The organism is Sphingopyxis sp. (genome assembly GCF_016463645.1).
Lineage (GTDB): Bacteria > Pseudomonadota > Alphaproteobacteria > Sphingomonadales > Sphingomonadaceae > Sphingopyxis.
On record NZ_JAEMQX010000086.1, the window covers coordinates 1 to 16,136 of the forward strand.

Consider the following 16,136-nt stretch of genomic DNA (forward strand, 5'->3'; position numbering starts at 1 on the left):
TCCGATCCATGAAATAACTTGACGCTTACGTCAACGTCGGGTTGACTAGGAAAATAGTTAGATAGCGAAGGGAATCGGAATGGCGACGCACGAGGGCATATCGGATCGGGCGCTCGCCATTGCCGCGAAGGTCGAAAGCTTCGTCCGCGAAATGGTTGTGCCTTACGAGAAAGACCCGCGCCGCGACCATCATGGCGCGCCGACCGACGAACTCGTCATGGAGATGCGCGAACATGCGCGCGCTGCAGGGGTGCTGACCCCGCATATTTTCGATGACGGCAGCCACCTCAACCAGCGCGAAACCGCGGTCGTGCTGATCAAGAGCGGCTTGTCACCGCTCGGCCCGCTCGCGTGCAACACGATGGCGCCCGACGAAGGCAATATGTACCTGCTCGGCAAGGAAGGGAGTCCCGAACTCAAGGATCGCTTCCTGAAGCCGATGGTAGCCGGCGAAGTTCGTTCGGCCTTCTTCATGACCGAGCCCGCCGATGAAGGCGGCGCCGGGTCCGACCCCTCGATGATGAAGACGACCTGCCACCTCGACGGCAATCATTGGGTGATAAACGGCCGCAAGACCTTCATCACCGGTGCGCAGGGCGCGCGTGTCGGCATCGTGATGGCGAAGGCCGAACAGGGTGCGTGCATGTTCCTCGTCGACCTGCCCGACCCCGCGATCCGTATCGACGATGTGCCGAACACGATCGACAGTTCGATGCCGGGCGGCCACGCGACGCTGACGATCGACAATCTGCGCGTGCCTGCCGACCAGATGCTCGGCGAAGCCGGCGAAGGATTCCGCTACGCGCAGGTGCGCCTCTCCCCTGCCCGCCTGTCGCACTGCATGCGCTGGCTCGGCGCGTGCATCCGCGCGCACGAGATTGCGACCGATTATGCCAACCGCCGCGAGGCGTTCGGCAAGCCGCTGATCGACCATGAGGGCGTTGGCTTCATGCTTGCCGAAAATATGATCGACCTGAAACAGGCCGAACTGATGATCGACTGGTGCGCGGGCGTGCTCGATACCGGATCGCTCGGCACGGTCGAAAGCTCGATGGCGAAGGTCGCGGTGTCGGAGGCCCTGATGCGCATCGCCGACCGCTGCGTCCAGGTGATGGGCGGCACCGGGGTCACCGACAAGACGATCGTCGAACAGGTGTTCCGCGAGGTTCGCGCCTTCCGCATCTACGACGGCCCGACCGAGGTCCACAAATGGAGCCTCGCGAAGAAAATCCGCCGCGACTGGAAGGCCGGGCTGGCCTGACACGGCCGCCAGTTGCAGCACGAAAAGCGTAGCGTCAAAGTGCTTGACGTTTACGTCAACGTCCGGTTCATTGGCCGCAACGGGATATTGGGAGAAGGACGGGTGCACGCATGACCATCCTCTACGACGAAGGCCAGCAGGCGATCGCGACCGAGTCGCGGCGCGTATTGGAGGCGCGGGTTGGCAAGGACGCGCTGCTGCCGCTTCTCGAAACCGTCGGCGAATATCATCGCCCCTTCTGGGATACCGCGAAGGAGCAGGGCTGGACCGCGCTTGCGCTCCCCGAAGCCGATGGCGGCCTGGGGCTCGGGCTGATCGAATTGGGGCTGATCGCGCATCAGGCGGGGCGCGGCATCAGCGGCGCGCCCTTTCTGACGTCGAGCTTTGGCGCGGCCAAGGCGATCGAGCTGTTCGGATCCGACGCCCAAAAGGCGCGCTGGCTGCCGGGTCTGGCGAGCGGCGAGACCATCGGCGCCATCGCCTTTGCGGCGGGTCCCGACGCGCTTCCCCGCCAACCCGATGCGACCGTCGCCGGCGATAGCCTCGACGGCACCGTGCGAGGCGTGTCGGCGGGGTTGGCGGCCGACGTCGCAATCGTCTTTGCCAATGGTCCGGGCACCCCCGTGCTTGCGCTCGCCGATTTGGCGAACGCCCGGCGCGCCGCCGTTCCCAGTTTTGACAACAGCCGCCTGATTGCCGACCTCGACCTTTCAGGCCTGCCAGCCGAAACGCTCGCGGTTGGCAGCGCGGCGCGCGATGCGGCCCTTCGCATCCTGGCATTGCAAGCCGTCGTTACGGCGCACGAACAGACCGGCGGCGCCGAGGCGCTGATGGAGATCGCGCGCGACTATGCGCTGACGCGCAAGGCGTTCGGTCAGCCGATCGGCGCCTTCCAGTCGGTGAAGCATCGCATCGCCGAGCTCTATGGGCTTGTCGAACTGGCGCGCGCGAACTGCATCCACGCAGCGGCGCGCGAAGGCGCCGCCGATTTCATCACTGCCGCCGCCGCCGCGCGCCTGTCCGCGACCGAGGCCTATGACACCGCGGCGCGCGATTGTATCCAGATCCATGGCGGCATCGGCGTGACGTGGGAAATCGGGCTGCATCTCCATATGCGCCGGGCGCGCAGCCTTGCGATCGAGCAGGGCAGCAGTCTGTTCTGGGAAGATGTGCTTGTTGACCAGCTTGCGGGAGAAGCGGCATGAGCGATCTCGAAGCCTGGCGCGCCAAGGCCGCAGAGTGGCTCGTATCGGTCGCGCCGACCTTTGGCCGCGACGCGCGCAAGGGCCTGTCCGAAGCCGATGATCTGGCGCTGGGGCGCCGGTACCAGAAAGCAAAGTTCGATGCGGGCTATGCCGGGATCAACTGGCCGACCGAATATGGCGGTCAGGGGCTCGGCCATCTCGAGAAGGTGACCTTCGACGCCGAGGAAATGAAGCACGGCTTCCCGAACTTCTATTTCGGCATCTCGCTCGGCATGCCGGTGCCGGTGCTGATGCAGTTCGGCAGCGACAAGGAGTTCGTGAAGGAACGCGTGCTGAAGGCGCTGCAGGGCGAGGAAATCTGGTGCCAGCTCTTTTCCGAACCCTCGGGCGGATCGGATCTTGCGGGCCTGCGCACCAAGGCCGAGCCCGACGGCAACGGCTGGAAGATCAACGGCCAGAAAGTGTGGACGAGCTGGGCGCATTACAGCGATTATGGCGTCATTGTCGTGCGCACCGACCCGACCGTCGCGAAGCACAAGGGCCTCACCTATTTCTGGGTCGACATGAAGGCGCCGGGCGTGACCGTACGCCCGATCAAGCTCGCGGGCGGCGACAGTCACGTCAACGAGGTGTTCTTCGACGATGTGAAGATCACCGATGATCACCGCATGTCGCCGGTCGGCGGCGGCTTTGCAGTCGCCATCGCAACGCTGATGATCGAACGCTATGTGGCGACCGACAGTGCAGGTTTCGGTCCCCATCTCGACCTGTTCGTCGAACTGGCGAAAGATGTTCAGCTCAATGGACGCCCGGCTATCGAGGATGGCCGAATCCGGCAACAGATCGCGCGCAACCATGCGATGCGGGCGGGGCTCGATTCGATCAATGTGCGCGCGCGACTGATGATGCAAGCGGGCATGATCCCGGGACCCGAGGGTTCGCTCAACAAGCTGGTCGCGGTGCGTTCGCGCCAGAAACTGTCTGAGCTTGCACTTGATCTGCAAGGCGGCGACGCTTTCCTTTTCGACGAACATGCATCGCAAAAGGAGGATTGGGCGTCGAGCTGGATCAACGCGCCGACGGGCCGCATCGCGGGCGGGTCGGACGAGACGTTGCTCAACACGATTGCCGAAAAAGTCCTTGGCCTTCCGCAGGACCATCGCCCCGACAAGGGCATCCCCTTCAACCAGATTCCCGCCTGAGGAGCCTCCCATGAAGATCGATTCCACTGTTTCAGCGGTCGTTACCGGCGGCGCATCGGGGCTTGGCCGCGCGACTGCCGAAGCACTTGCCGCCTCGGGCGTGAAGGTCGCGATCTTCGATATCAATGACGCGCTCGGCGAAGAGGTCGCGGCGTCGATCGGCGGTCTGTTCGTCCATGTCGACATCACCGACGAACAATCGGTGCTCGACGGCTATGCCAGGGCGCGCGCGGCGCACGGGCAGGAGCGCGTCTGCGTCCATTGCGCGATGACCTCGCGCCGCGGCAAGACGCTTGCCTATGACAAGGAAAGCGGCGGCTATCGCCGCACGCCGACCGCCGACTATGCCTTTGGCGTCGAAGGCATATTGACCGCGAGCTACCGCGTCGCGTCGATCGCCGCCGAAGGCATGGCGAGCCTTCCCGAAATGGAAGACGGCGAACGCGGCGCGATCGTGCTGACCGCCTCGGTCGCGGCGCAGGACGGCCAGATCGGCCAGGTCATCTATGGCTCGGCCAAGGCCGGCGTGAACGGTCTCGTGCTGCCGATGGCGCGCGACCTGATGGATCTGGGTATCCGTGTCAATTCGATCATGCCGGGCGTATTCGGCACGCCGCTTCTCAACAATATGAACCCGAAGGTGAAGGAAAGCCTCGAAGCGTCGGTCCCCTTCCCCAAGCGGCTCGGCAAGGCCGAGGAATATGCGAGCCTCGCGATGGAGATGGTTCGCAACACCTATTTCAACGGGCAGGCGGTCCGCCTCGACGGCGCGATAAGAATGGCCCCCCGCTGAGCAACCCGACGAACCGCTTTTCAATCAGCTCACGATCTTTGAAGCTCTTCCACGAAAGGATATCACCATGGCCGAGGCCTATATCATCGACGCCGTTCGCACCCCGCGCGGGATCGGCAAGCCCGGCAAGGGCGCGCTGTCGCACCTCCATCCGCAGCACCTCGCCGCGACGGTGCTCGCCGCGATCCGCGACCGCAACAATCTCGACACCGCGACGGTCGACGACATCGTCTGGTCGACGTCGAGCCAGAACGGCAAGCAGGGTGGCGACCTCGGCCGCATGGCGGCGCTGTCCGCGGGCTATGACACCAAGGCCAGTGGCACGACGCTCGACCGATTCTGCGGCGGCGGGATCAGTTCGGTGAACTTCGCCGCCGCGAGCGTGATGAGCGGCATGGAAGACTGCGTCATCGCGGGCGGCACCGAGATGATGAGCTACACCACCGCCTACGCCGCCGAACAAGCCAATGCGGGCCTGCCCCAGCGGCTGATGGGGGCGGGCCATGAAGCGCTCGACGAACTGCATCCGCAGTCGCATCAGGGCGTGTGCGGCGACGCGATCGCGACGATCGAGGGCATCAGCCGCGAGGCGCTCGACGCCCTCGCGCTCGTCAGCCAGCAGCGCGCCGACCGCGCGATCAAGGAAGGCCGCTTCGACAAGTCGGTCGTGCCGGTCCTGAACACCGACGGCACCGTCGCGCTCGATCATGAAGAATTCCCGCGGCCCGAAACCACCGCCGAAGGTCTTGCGTCGCTCAAGCCCGCCTTCACCGGCCTTGCCGATTTCGATCTCGGCGGCGGCTTCACCTTCCGCAAGCAGGTCAACCGGCGTTATCCCGATGTCGAGATCCAGCATTTCCACCATGCGGGCAATTCGTCGGGTGTCGTCGATGGCGCCGCCGCGATCCTGCTGACCTCGAAGGACTATGCCGACAAGCATGGCCTGAAGCCGCGCGGCCGCGTCGTCGCTTATGCCAATATCGGCGACGATCCGACGCTGATGCTCAACGCGCCGGTCCCGGCAGCGAAGAAGGTGCTCGAAAAGGCTGGGCTCAAGAAGGAAGACATCGACGTCTGGGAAATCAACGAAGCTTTCTCGGTCGTCGCCGAAAAGTTCATCCGCGACCTCGATCTCGACCGCGAGAAGGTGAATATAAACGGCGGCGCGATGGCGCTCGGCCATCCGATCGGCGCGACGGGCTCGATCCTGATCGGCACCGCGCTCGACGAACTCGAACGGTCGGGCGGCCGCTATGGTCTCGTCACCATGTGCGCCGCGGGCGGTATGGCGCCGGCGATCATCATCGAACGCATCTGACGAACAGGAGAGCATCATGTCCGGGCCGCTGAAGGGTATCAGGATCATCGAATTTGCCGGCATCGGTCCCGGTCCCTTTTGCGGCATGATGCTCGCCGACCATGGCGCCGAGGTGATCCGTATCGATCGCCCCGGCGGCTTCATGGACCCGCGCGATCCGCTGAGCCGCAACCGCACGTCGATCGCGCTCGACATGAAGAACCCCGACGCGGTGCGGATCGCGCGCGAGCTTTGCAAAAGCGCCGACGGGATTATCGAGGGCTATCGGCCGGGGGTGATGGAGCGGCTGGGGCTCGGCCCCGAGGTACTGCTCGCCGACAATCCGAAGCTCGTTTACGGCCGCATGACCGGCTGGGGCCAGTTCGGACCCTATGCGCAGGCGGCGGGGCACGATATCAACTATATCTCCCTTTCGGGCGTGCTTCACGGCATCGGCCGCGCCGGGGAAAAGCCCGTGCCGCCGGTCAATTATGTCGGCGATTTCGGCGGCGGCGGCATGATGCTGGCGTTCGGCATGTCGAGCGCGTTCGTCCACGCCGCGCGCACCGGCGAGGGTCAGGTGATCGACTGCGCGATGACCGACGGATCGGCGCTGCTTGCGGGCATGACGTGGGGCTTCCACGCCGCGGGACGGCTCAAGGACGAAGCCGGCGTCAACATGCTTGACGGTGCCGCACATTTCTATGACAGCTATGTCTGCGCCGACGGCAAGTTCATCTCGATCGGATCGATCGAACCGCAATTCTATGCGCTGCTGCGTGAGAAGACCGGGCTGACAGATGACGCCGATTTTGATGCGCAGATGGACTCGACGAAATGGGATTCGCTCAAAGCAAAACTCACTGCCCTGTTCAAAACCAAGACGCGCGACGAATGGTGCGCGATCATGGAAATGACCGACGTCTGTTTCGCGCCGATCCTGTCGCTGACCGAAGCGCCGCAGCATCCGCACAATGTCGCGCGCGAAACCTTCCTCACCGTCGGCGGGGCCATCCAGCCGGCCCCGGCTCCCCGCTATTCGGCGACGGTCAACGACACGCCGCGCCCGGCACCAGCGGTCGGGGACGACGGCGATGCGGTGCTGGCCGGCCTCGGCTATGATGCGGAGAAGATTGCGGCGCTGCGCGAAGGCGGCGCGGTCCGCTAGAGCTCAGGCGCCGCGCGCGGTCATCACTTCCCAGAGGCCGCGCCCGCCGAAACCCGCGACCTGACGGCCGAGGATTTGCGCCCAATGCGCGTCGTTGCCGTGCGTGCCGCGCCAGCGCATCAGCGGGATCGTCACGCGGTGGAGATCATATTCTTCGGTGAAACCAATCGCGCCATGCACCTGATGCGCTATCGACGTGACGACACCGACCGCGCGATTGGCGCGCAGCTTTGCCGCAGCAATTTCGAAGCCGACCACCGAGGGGTCAAGGTTCGCCACGTCGAGACGCACCGCCAACGCCGCTGCTGCAGCTTCGACCGCGCGCACTTCGCACGCCATCACCGCGAGCGATTGCTGGACCGCCTGGAATTTGCCGAGCGGACGGCCGAACTGCTGGCGCATGTTCACATGCTCGATCGACAGGGCGAGCGCCTGCCCCATTGCGCCCGCCATCAGGCTGACCATCGCGGCAGGCTGAAGTGCTTCGCTTGCAATGACCTCGGCGACCGGCAGCTCCGGCACGATCACGCCCGCGATCTGCAGCACTTCATTTGCATCACACCAGTCGCCGCCGAAACCGCCCTGATCTTCCGGTACCAGCAACGAGCCGAAACCCGCCTCCTCGACCGGAGCGACTCCCTTGGCCGCGGCCTCGGCGAAGACGGCGCGCGCGGTATCGCAGAGCATATCGCGTGAGGCGCTCATCGCAGACCCAATCCGCGCGCGATGATCCCGCGGATTATCTCGCGCGTTCCGCCGCGCAGCGAGAAACTGGGTGAGGCGATGAGCAACGCGCGGAGCAGTCTTGCGAGATCGTCGCTACCCTCCCACGCGCAATCGACGATCGCCTGCACGCGGCGCGGCATATCCTGTTCGAAGGCATTGCCGAGTTCCTTGACCACCGACGCCTCGACCATCGGGTCTTCGCCTGCCGCAAGTTTCGCTGCGGTCGACATCGACAGCTGGCGCAGCGTCCACATTTCGGCGGTAAGTTCGCCGATCAATGATGCGACCGCGGGATCGGGATCGGGTCCCGCCGCATCGATCAGCGCGGCCAGCAGTGCGTGGCTCGACAGATAGCGTTCGGGCCCCGAGCGTTCGAGGCCGAGTTCGGCGGTGACCTGTTTCCACCCCTGCCCGCGCTCGCCGACGAGGGCGCCGTGCGGGACGAGCACATCGTCGAAGAAGACTTCGTTGAAATCATGGTGGCCCGCCATGTCGATGATCGGGCGGATCGTGATGCCGGGGGTGTCGAGGTCGATCAGCACCTGGCTGAGCCCTGCGTTGCGTTCGCTCTCCTCCTCGGTCCGCACAAGTGCGAGCATGATATGCGAAAAATGCGCGCCGGTGGTCCAGATTTTCTGGCCGTTGATGCGCCAGCCCTCGGCCGTTTCACGCGCCGTCGTCCGCACCGCAGCCAGATCGGACCCCGCGCCCGGTTCGGACAGGCCGATGCAGGCGTAAAGCTCGCCCTTCGCGATGCCGGGCAGGTAACGCTCGCGCTGCGCCTCGCTGCCGTAACGCAGGATCAGTGGTCCGGTCTGCCGATCGGCAATCCAGTGCGCGCCGACGGGCGCTCCCGCAGCGAGCAATTCCTCGATCACGACATAGCGTTCGAGCAGATGGCGGTCGCCGCCGCCGTAGCGCGCCGGCAGCGTCATCCCGACATAGCCCGCTGCGCCGAGCGCGCGGCTGAAACCGGCGTCGAAACTCGCCCAGCAATTCGCCCGCGCGACGACATCATCCTGTGGCTGGTTCACCGTAAGCCAGCCCCGTAAATCGGCGCGCAGTGCGGCAATGTCGCCGGGCGGATCGAAGGGATAGAGCGCAAAGCCTTGCATGTCGCGCCAGCCATGCAATAGCTTTGGTCAGGCAGCAAAGGATAATTGAAGATGGGCGAATTTCTGGGTGTCGAGCGGCGGGGCAAGATCGCGATCCTGACGATGATCAAGCCCGAGAGCATGAACGCGATCGGCACGCACGAAGACTGCCGGGACATCATCGACACGCTGCGCGCGCTGGGTGACGACCGCAGCGTCAGCGCGATCATCCTGACCGGCAGCGGCAAGGCGTTCAGCGCCGGCGGGAACCTCAAAGGCATGCAGGACCGCACCGGCATCGGTGTGCTCGACCAGCCCGATTCCACCCGTGCCAATTACCGCAGGGGGGTACAGGCGGTGATCCGCGCGCTGATGGATTGCGAGGTGCCGATGATCGCCGCGGTCAATGGTCATGCGATCGGGCTTGGCTGCGACCTTGCCTGCACCTGCGACATCCGCATTGCCGCCGAGAGCGCGAAATTCGCGTGCAGCTTCATCAAGGTCGGGATCGTCCCGGGCGACGGCGGAGCCTGGCTCCTGCAGAAGGTGCTGGGTTATCCCCGCGCCGCCGAGCTGTTCCTGACGGGGGACCGCTTTGACGCCACGCAGGCAAAGGAATATGGTCTGGTTACGGACGTCGTGCCCGATGCGGAACTGCTCGACCGTGCGATCGCCATCGCCGAGCGGATCGTCTGCAATCCGCCCCGCGCGCTGCGCCTGACGAAACGCCTGCTGCGCGAGGCGCAGCACAGCCGGATGAGCGATATTTTGGAACTGAGCGCAGCCTATCAGGCGATCGTCCATGAGACGGCGGATAACCGCGAGGCGATCAATGCCTTCGTCGAAAAGCGTCCCCCCGTGTTTACAGGAGAATGACCATGCTCGCCGAGCGTGTCCTGCCGCTGTCCGGCATCCACAATTTCCGCGATTATGGCGGTTATGCCGTCGACGGCAATGGACGGCTCCGCGGCGGGATGCTGTGGCGCTCCGCGCATCACGAGGCGGCGACCGACGGGGATCTCGATGCGCTCGACGCGCTGGGGCTCGAAACCGTCGTCGACCTGCGCGGCGATGACGAGCGCGAGATGCACCCGTGCCGGCGGTCGGAGAATTTCTCGGCGCGCGTGCTCTTCGCGGGCGGCGTGACCGCGGGGCTGGCGCCGCATCTGCAGGCGGCGGGCGGGACGATCGATGTCGAGACGGCGCGCGAGCGGATGATCGACACCTATGCCGGCATGCCCTATCGCCCCGCGCTCGTCGCGACGCTGCGGCTCTATCTGGCAGCGCTTTCCGAATATGACGCGCCGAGCCTCGTCCACTGCGTCGCGGGCAAGGACCGCACCGGCTTTGCGGTCGCGGTCGTCCACCGGCTGCTCGGCGTACATGAAGACGATCTGATGCAGGATTATCTCCTCACCAACACCGCGGGCAAGATCGAGGAGCGGATCGCGCAGGGCGCGGCGCATATCCGCTCGCGTTATGGTGCCGAGATTCACGATGACGCGATCCGCGCACTGATGTCGGTCAATCCCGCCTATCTCGACGCCGCACTCGCGACAGTGCGGCGCGACCATGGCGACATCCCGACCTATGCGGAGGCCGTGCTGAACTTTACTCCCGAGATGCGCGAGGCGATGCTCGACCGGCTGGTGGTCTAGGGGCTATCGGCCTCGCACCAGTACCCCGCCCTTCACCACCGCATCGACGCTTTCGAGCTGGCGCACGTCCGCCAGCGGATCGCCGTCGACCGCGACGATGTCGGCATAGCGTCCGACCGCAATTGCGCCGACGTCCTTCTCGCGGCCGAGCGCCTCTGCGGCGTTCTTCGTTGCAGCCTGAATCGCCTGTAGCGGGGTCATGCCATATTCCACCATGACGCGGAACTGGCCGCCGACCTGCCCGTGCGGCATCACACCGGCGTCGGAGCCGAAGACCATGCGCACGCCAGCCTTGACGGCTTTGCGGAAATTGTCACGCTGGATCTGTGCGATCTCGCGATCCTTGCGCAGATTATCCTCGAGCACGCCGTTCTTTGCGCCTTCGGCCTGCGTATATTCGGTGTTGTAGATATCCATCGAGAACCACACCGGCCGCCCCCGCGCGACGGCCATGCGGATACCCTCGTCGTCGACGAGGCTGACATGCTCGATCGTGTCGATACCCGCGGCGATGGCGGCGCGGATGCCCGCGGCGCCGTGCGCATGGGCGGCGACGCGCAGCCCCCATTGATGCGCTTCGTCGGCGATGGCGGCGAGTTCCCTTTCGGAAACCTGCAGCTGGCCGGGTTCGGTATTGCGCGAAAAGACGCCGCCGGTCGCGCAGACCTTGATCACCTCGGCGCCATATTTGCGCTGGCGGCGCACCTGATAGCGCAGTTCGTCGGGGGTATCGCCGATGCCCTCTTCCTTGCCGTCCTTCCTTTCGAGGCTGGGCGGCAGATAGGTGCTGTCGCAATGCCCGCCGGTCGCGCCGAGCGCATAGCCCGCGGGAACGATGCGCGGCCCGGTCGCATAGCCGGCATCGATCGCCTGCTTGAGCCCGATATCGTTGCGATCGCTCGATCCGAGGTTGCGCACGGTGGTGAAGCCCGCGCCGAGCATGTCATTGGCATTCTTGACTGCGGTCATGCCCCAGAAACTGTCGGTAAACTCCAGCCCGCGATAGCCGCCGATATCGGCGGGGCCGTCCAGATGGACGTGCATGTCGATCAGACCCGGCAGCAGCGTCTTGTCGCCGAGGTCGACATGTTTGACGTTCGATCCCCAGCGCACCGTGCGCGCGTCCGCGATGTTGGTGATGCGGCCGTCGGCGCCGATGAAGATGGCGGGAAATTCGACCGTCTTGCCGGCTAGCACGTCGATATAGCGCGCCGCGGTGATCACCGTCTGCCCGGGGCCATCCTGCGCCTCTGCCGGAAGCGCGACCGCTCCGGCCAGCGCCGTCGAGGCAAAAATGATTCCCCGCAGAAAACTGCGAAACTTTACTCGCGATTGCATGTTCGCCCCACCCGTTGTTTGTGCCCATAAACTCGATGGCAAAACAGGACTTATTAGGACAGCGGAAAATGCATCAGGCTGAATTCTTCTGCCTTGCCGACCACCAGGCGCCGAGCAGCGCAAAGGCGGTGCCGAGCATCGTGCCGCCCAAGATGTCGCTTGCCCAATGGACGCCGAGCATGATGCGCGAGAAGCCGTTGAGGACGATCATCGCGGCGGCGAGGGTCCAGGCATAAGGCCGCCAGCGCGGCGGCGCGAGCCAGGCGAGGAGGAGGTAGACGACGGCGGCGCTGGTCGCGTGACCGCTGGGGTATGAATAGCTCGTCTGATGGTCGAGATGATCGATCAGGTCGGGCCGCGCGCGGCCGAAGCCGAGCTTGAGCAGGCTCGACGCGAGGTTCGAGAGCAGCGACGCGCCGCCGAGCGCGACCGCGCAGCGCGGACCGCACCAGTGCCAGACGAGGCCGCACAACAGGATGACGATGATCCAGCGCGGCGTGCCGCCGCCGATCCAGCTCGCTCCTTGCATGAAGGCGATGAAAGCGGGGTCGTTTTCGTCGATGCGGAGCGAGAGGCTGTGCGAGATTTGCCAGTCGGCGGCCTCTGTCCATCCCGCGCCGACCGCGAAGCCGAGCAGGATCGTGGCGACGATCAATGCCGCTGCTGCCGCCAATAGCCGTGACGATCCGGTCATCCCACCGGTCCGGTGCGGCGCGACTGGCGCCAGGTATCAAGGTGGGCCGCAAAGCGGCGCAGCTGGTCCGCGCCGCCGTCGATGTCATTGTCGATCAGCCTGAGTTCGCGGGTCGCGCCGCCGGCGCGGTAGCGAAGGTAGAGGCCGTGCCGGAGCCGGGCGCCGAGTTTCACCGATCCGGAAGCGTCTCCCGGCAAGCGATCGGCGCGATCGAAAATGGCCTCGGCGATCGCCTCGACGGGCAAGGGGCTGGCCTCCGCCCCGTAACTCGAATGAAGATGGAGACGGCCGCCTTCGGTCCTTGCGGCCACCTCGCGCGTGACAGCGCGCCAGCCATGCCCACCGGCATGGAAGAGGCTCACGCCCCCCGCGACGACCAGCAAGGAAATCTTGAACGACGCCAGCGGATCGCGACGCGGCGCGGGCGCCGGCAGCTCGATACCGGGCGCGCGAACGCTTTCCGGCGGCGATTCGCGCTCGCCGTGCATCAGACCCGCCACCGCAAAGGCGCTCGCCGCAACCCCCAGGAAGAACAGCATCTTGATGATGCTGCCCGACCGGGAGAAATGAAGAATCGACGGATTCAAGCGGTGAGGCCTCGTTCGGCCCTAGATATGCAGCGGCCGTCCGAACGCCGCCAGGACGCCTTCGTGCATCGTCTCGCTGAGCGTCGGATGCGGGAAGACGGTGCCGATGAAATCATCCTCGACCAGTTCGGCGGTCTTGCCGATCGTATAGCCCTGAATCAGCTCGGTGACCTCGGCGCCGATCATGTGCGCGCCGAGCAGTTCGCCGGTCTTCGCGTCGAATACGGTCTTGGTGAAGCCCTCGGACTCGCCGAGCGCGATCGCCTTGCCGTTGCCGATGAACGGGAAGGTTCCGGCCTTGACCTCATAGCCGAGCTCCTTCGCCTTCGCCTCGGTCAGCCCGACGCTGGCGATCTGCGGGCGGCAATAGGTGCAGCCCGGGATGTTGCGCGGGTCCATCGCGTGCGGGTGATTGCCCGCGATCGCCTCGACCGAAATCACCGATTCGTGCATCGCCTTGTGCGCGAGCCACGGCGGCGCGGTGACGTCGCCGATCGCCCAGATGCCGGGGACGTTGGTGCGGCACATCGCGTCGGTGTCGATATGGCCCTTGGTCGTTTTCACGCCCAATGCTTCGAGCCCGATATTCTCGGTGTTCGGGACGATGCCGATCGCGACGATGGCGTGACTGAATTCGGCGCTTTCGGTCTTGCCGTCCTTGGTCTTGATCTTCGCGGTGACGCCGGTCGCGGTCGCCTTGAGTTCCTCGACGCCGGCGCCGGTAAAGATCGTCATGCCCTGCTTCTTGAGCGCCTTTTCGAGGAAGGCCGAGACGTCGGCATCCTCGACGGGAACGAGCCGGTCGAGCATTTCGACCACGGTCACGTCGACGCCCATGTCGCTGTAAAAGCTCGCAAATTCGATACCGATCGCGCCCGAACCGATGACGAGCAATTTCTTCGGCATTTCGGGCGGGACGAGCGCGTGGCGATAGGTCCAGATGCGCTTGCCGTCGGCGGGCGCGAACGGCAGGTCGCGCGCACGCGCGCCGGTCGCGACGATGATATTCTTCGCGGAGAGGGTTTCGGTCCCCTTCTCGCCCTTCACCTCGAGCTTGCCCGGCGCGGTCAGCTTGCCCTCGCCCATATGGACGGTGATCTTGTGCTTCTTCATCAGGAAGGCGACGCCCTGGCTGAGCTGTTTGGCGACGCCGCGGCTGCGCTTCACCACCGCGTCGATGTCGGCGCTGATCTGCTGGGCGATCAGGCCGTAATCGCCCGCATGCTGCATATAATGATAGATTTCGGCCGACCGCAGCAGCGCCTTGGTCGGGATGCAACCCCAGTTGAGGCAGATGCCGCCGAGATTCTCGCGCTCGACGATCGCGGTCTTGAGCCCGAGCTGCGCCGCGCGGATCGCGGCGACATAGCCGCCGGGGCCCGAACCGAGGACGATGAGGTCGTAGTTGGTATCGGCCACAATATTCTCCTTATCCGCCGGGCCTTGAACGTAGCGTCATGATCAGCTCGCGGAACGCGAGGACGACCATGACCACATAGGCGGCGATCCAAATCCAGTGCGAAGCGGCGGGCCAGATCCAGCTGGCGGCAGCCGCGACGAATGCCATGGCGAGCAGTCCGATCAACAAATGAACAATTTGCCGAGCGAAGCGCATCACCCTTGTCCGATCAGGCGACCAGCCCCAGCGGATTTTCCACCAGTTCCTTGAAGGTCTTCATCAACAGCGCGCCGTCGGCGCCGTCGATCGCGCGGTGATCGAAGCTGCCGGTGGCCGACATGACGGTGGCGATCGCCAGCGCGTCGTCGACGACATAGGGGCGCTTCTCGCCCGCGCCGATCGCCATGATCATCGCCTGCGGCGGGTTGATCACCGCGGTGAACTGCTTGATCCCCATCATGCCCATGTTGGAGATCGAGGCGGTGCCGCCCTGATATTCGCTGGGCTGGAGCTTGCCTTCCTTCGCCTTCGCCGCGAGTTCGGACATTTCGGTCGAGATTTTCGACATCGACTTGCCCCCGGCATCGACAATGATCGGGGTGATCAGGCCGCCGGGGATGCTGACCGCGACCGAGATGTCGGCGCGCTTGTAGAAGCGCATCACGTCGCCGCCGAAGCTGACGTTGCACGACGGCACGCGTTCGAGCGCGACCGCGAGCGCCTTGATCAGCATGTCGTTGACGCTGAGCTTGACGCCGCGGCTTTCGAGGCTGGCGTTGAGCTCGCCGCGCAGCTTGAGCAGCGCGTCGAGGCGGATGTCGACGGTCAAATAGATGTGCGGCGATTGCTGCATCGACTCCGTCAGGCGGCGCGCGATGGTCTTGCGCATGCCGCTGAGCTTCTCGTCCTCGTGCGGGATGCCGAAATCGGGGATCGGGCCCGCGGATGCAGGCGCGGCTGCCGGAGCGGCGGCGGCGGGTGCCGGAGCCGGGGTTGCTGTCGCGGGAGCCGCCGCAGCAGCCGGGGCACCTTCGAGGTCGGCCTTGACGATCCGGCCGCCGGGGCCGGTCCCGGTGACGCCCTTGAGATCGATGCCCTGTTCGGCGGCGAGGCGCTTGGCGAGCGGGCTGGCCTTGATGCGATCGCCCGGGGCGGCGGGCGCCGCCGTCGGCGCGGGAGCGGGTGCCGGTGCGGGTGCCGGTTCGTCCTTCGCGGCGGGAGCCGGCGCAGCAGCAGGTGCGGGCGCCTGAGCGGGAGCAGCCTTGGCGGTCGACGCATCCTCGCCTTCGCCCGCGATCACCGCGATCACGGTGCCGACCTTCACATTGTCGGTGCCTTCAGCGATAAGAATCTGCGCAATCGTGCCCTCGTCGACGGCTTCGAACTCCATCGTCGCCTTGTCGGTCTCGATCTCGGCGAGCAGGTCGCCCGACTTGACCGTATCGCCCTCCTTCACCAGCCATTTGGCGAGGGTGCCCTCCTCCATCGTCGGCGAGAGAGCGGGCATCTTGAGTTCGATTGGCATGTCTAGGCTTGTCCCTGTCAGTCTTGCAGGCGGAGGCCTGCCGCTACGGATTCTTCTTCGCCATAAGCCTTGCATCGATCAAGGTCCAGCGGGCCAGCTTGCGTTTCATACGAATGTGACGCACTCTCCCGCCCAAGCAAAAACACGAGGGGTCGGGGTGATGCGGACATATCTGGTGGTGATCGACGA

16 protein-coding genes are annotated in these 16,136 nt (G+C 65.2%); 8 read left to right on the forward strand and 8 right to left on the reverse strand.

The features are described 5' to 3' along the window. Window positions 1-79 precede the first annotated feature (79 nt). The 6 genes from JHC57_RS15665 to JHC57_RS15690 all read left to right on the forward strand — a co-directional run bounded on the left by JHC57_RS15665 (window position 80) and on the right by JHC57_RS15690 (window position 6,926). Window positions 80-1,261: an acyl-CoA dehydrogenase family protein gene (locus tag JHC57_RS15665; RefSeq protein ID WP_294031125.1), complete on the forward strand. Its 1,182-nt coding sequence runs from the start codon at window positions 80-82 to the stop codon at window positions 1,259-1,261. A gap of 110 nt (window positions 1,262-1,371) precedes the next feature. Then, entirely contained in the window at window positions 1,372-2,466 is a 1,095-nt protein-coding gene (locus JHC57_RS15670; protein WP_294031126.1) for an acyl-CoA dehydrogenase family protein, read from the forward strand. Continuing rightward, a complete protein-coding gene (locus JHC57_RS15675; RefSeq protein WP_294031127.1) occupies window positions 2,463-3,668 on the forward strand; it encodes an acyl-CoA dehydrogenase family protein in 1,206 nt (401 codons plus the stop codon). Before JHC57_RS15670 ends, JHC57_RS15675 begins: the two co-directional genes overlap by 4 nt. A 10-nt stretch (window positions 3,669-3,678) precedes the next feature. Further along, window positions 3,679-4,461 carry an SDR family NAD(P)-dependent oxidoreductase gene (locus tag JHC57_RS15680; protein ID WP_294031129.1) on the forward strand — a complete coding sequence of 261 codons (783 nt, stop codon included), beginning with the start codon at window positions 3,679-3,681 and terminating at the stop codon, window positions 4,459-4,461. A 67-nt stretch (window positions 4,462-4,528) separates the two neighbouring features. Next, on the forward strand, window positions 4,529-5,779 hold the full coding sequence (locus JHC57_RS15685) for an acetyl-CoA C-acetyltransferase (protein ID WP_294031130.1): 1,251 nt from the start codon (window positions 4,529-4,531) through the stop codon (window positions 5,777-5,779). Between the two features lie 16 nt (window positions 5,780-5,795). Continuing rightward, a complete protein-coding gene (locus JHC57_RS15690; RefSeq protein ID WP_294031131.1) occupies window positions 5,796-6,926 on the forward strand; it encodes a CaiB/BaiF CoA-transferase family protein in 1,131 nt (376 codons plus the stop codon). 3 nt (window positions 6,927-6,929) lie between these two features. Here the strand turns inward: JHC57_RS15690 and JHC57_RS15695 are convergent, their stop codons facing one another. After that, on the reverse strand, window positions 6,930-7,631 hold the full coding sequence (locus JHC57_RS15695) for an acyl-CoA dehydrogenase family protein (protein WP_294031132.1): 702 nt from the start codon (window positions 7,629-7,631) through the stop codon (window positions 6,930-6,932). Beyond that, the gene (locus tag JHC57_RS15700; RefSeq protein ID WP_294031133.1) at window positions 7,628-8,767 is read right to left on the reverse strand and encodes an acyl-CoA dehydrogenase family protein; all 1,140 of its coding nucleotides are present in this window, start codon (window positions 8,765-8,767) and stop codon (window positions 7,628-7,630) included. Before JHC57_RS15700 ends, JHC57_RS15695 begins: the two co-directional genes overlap by 4 nt. Window positions 8,768-8,818: 51 nt before the next feature. Between JHC57_RS15700 and JHC57_RS15705 the strand changes: the two genes are divergently transcribed. Continuing rightward, the gene (locus JHC57_RS15705) at window positions 8,819-9,622 is read left to right on the forward strand and encodes a crotonase/enoyl-CoA hydratase family protein (protein ID WP_294031134.1); all 804 of its coding nucleotides are present in this window, start codon (window positions 8,819-8,821) and stop codon (window positions 9,620-9,622) included. A 2-nt stretch (window positions 9,623-9,624) separates the two neighbouring features. Beyond that, the gene (locus JHC57_RS15710) at window positions 9,625-10,404 is read left to right on the forward strand and encodes a tyrosine-protein phosphatase (RefSeq protein ID WP_294031135.1); all 780 of its coding nucleotides are present in this window, start codon (window positions 9,625-9,627) and stop codon (window positions 10,402-10,404) included. Between the two features lie 3 nt (window positions 10,405-10,407). Here JHC57_RS15710 and JHC57_RS15715 read toward each other — a convergent pair whose 3' ends face one another. The 6 genes from JHC57_RS15715 to JHC57_RS15740 all read right to left on the reverse strand — a co-directional run bounded on the left by JHC57_RS15715 (window position 10,408) and on the right by JHC57_RS15740 (window position 15,947). Then, window positions 10,408-11,742, reverse strand: coding sequence for an amidohydrolase family protein (locus tag JHC57_RS15715; RefSeq protein ID WP_294031137.1), 1,335 nt, complete (start codon window positions 11,740-11,742; stop codon window positions 10,408-10,410). Window positions 11,743-11,815: 73 nt separating this feature from the next. Further along, complete coding sequence (locus tag JHC57_RS15720; RefSeq protein ID WP_294031139.1) at window positions 11,816-12,436, reverse strand: phosphatase PAP2 family protein; 621 nt, start codon at window positions 12,434-12,436, stop codon at window positions 11,816-11,818. Then, window positions 12,433-13,023: a hypothetical protein gene (locus tag JHC57_RS15725; protein WP_294031140.1), complete on the reverse strand. Its 591-nt coding sequence runs from the start codon at window positions 13,021-13,023 to the stop codon at window positions 12,433-12,435. The genes JHC57_RS15720 and JHC57_RS15725 overlap by 4 nt, the downstream gene beginning before the upstream one ends. 21 nt (window positions 13,024-13,044) lie before the next feature. Next, window positions 13,045-14,442 carry a dihydrolipoyl dehydrogenase gene (gene lpdA, locus JHC57_RS15730; RefSeq protein ID WP_294031141.1) on the reverse strand — a complete coding sequence of 466 codons (1,398 nt, stop codon included), beginning with the start codon at window positions 14,440-14,442 and terminating at the stop codon, window positions 13,045-13,047. A gap of 10 nt (window positions 14,443-14,452) precedes the next feature. Further along, a complete protein-coding gene (locus JHC57_RS15735; protein ID WP_294031142.1) occupies window positions 14,453-14,638 on the reverse strand; it encodes a hypothetical protein in 186 nt (61 codons plus the stop codon). Between the two features lie 13 nt (window positions 14,639-14,651). Next, window positions 14,652-15,947, reverse strand: coding sequence for a pyruvate dehydrogenase complex dihydrolipoamide acetyltransferase (locus JHC57_RS15740; protein ID WP_294031143.1), 1,296 nt, complete (start codon window positions 15,945-15,947; stop codon window positions 14,652-14,654). Between the last annotated feature and the right edge of the window lie 189 nt (window positions 15,948-16,136).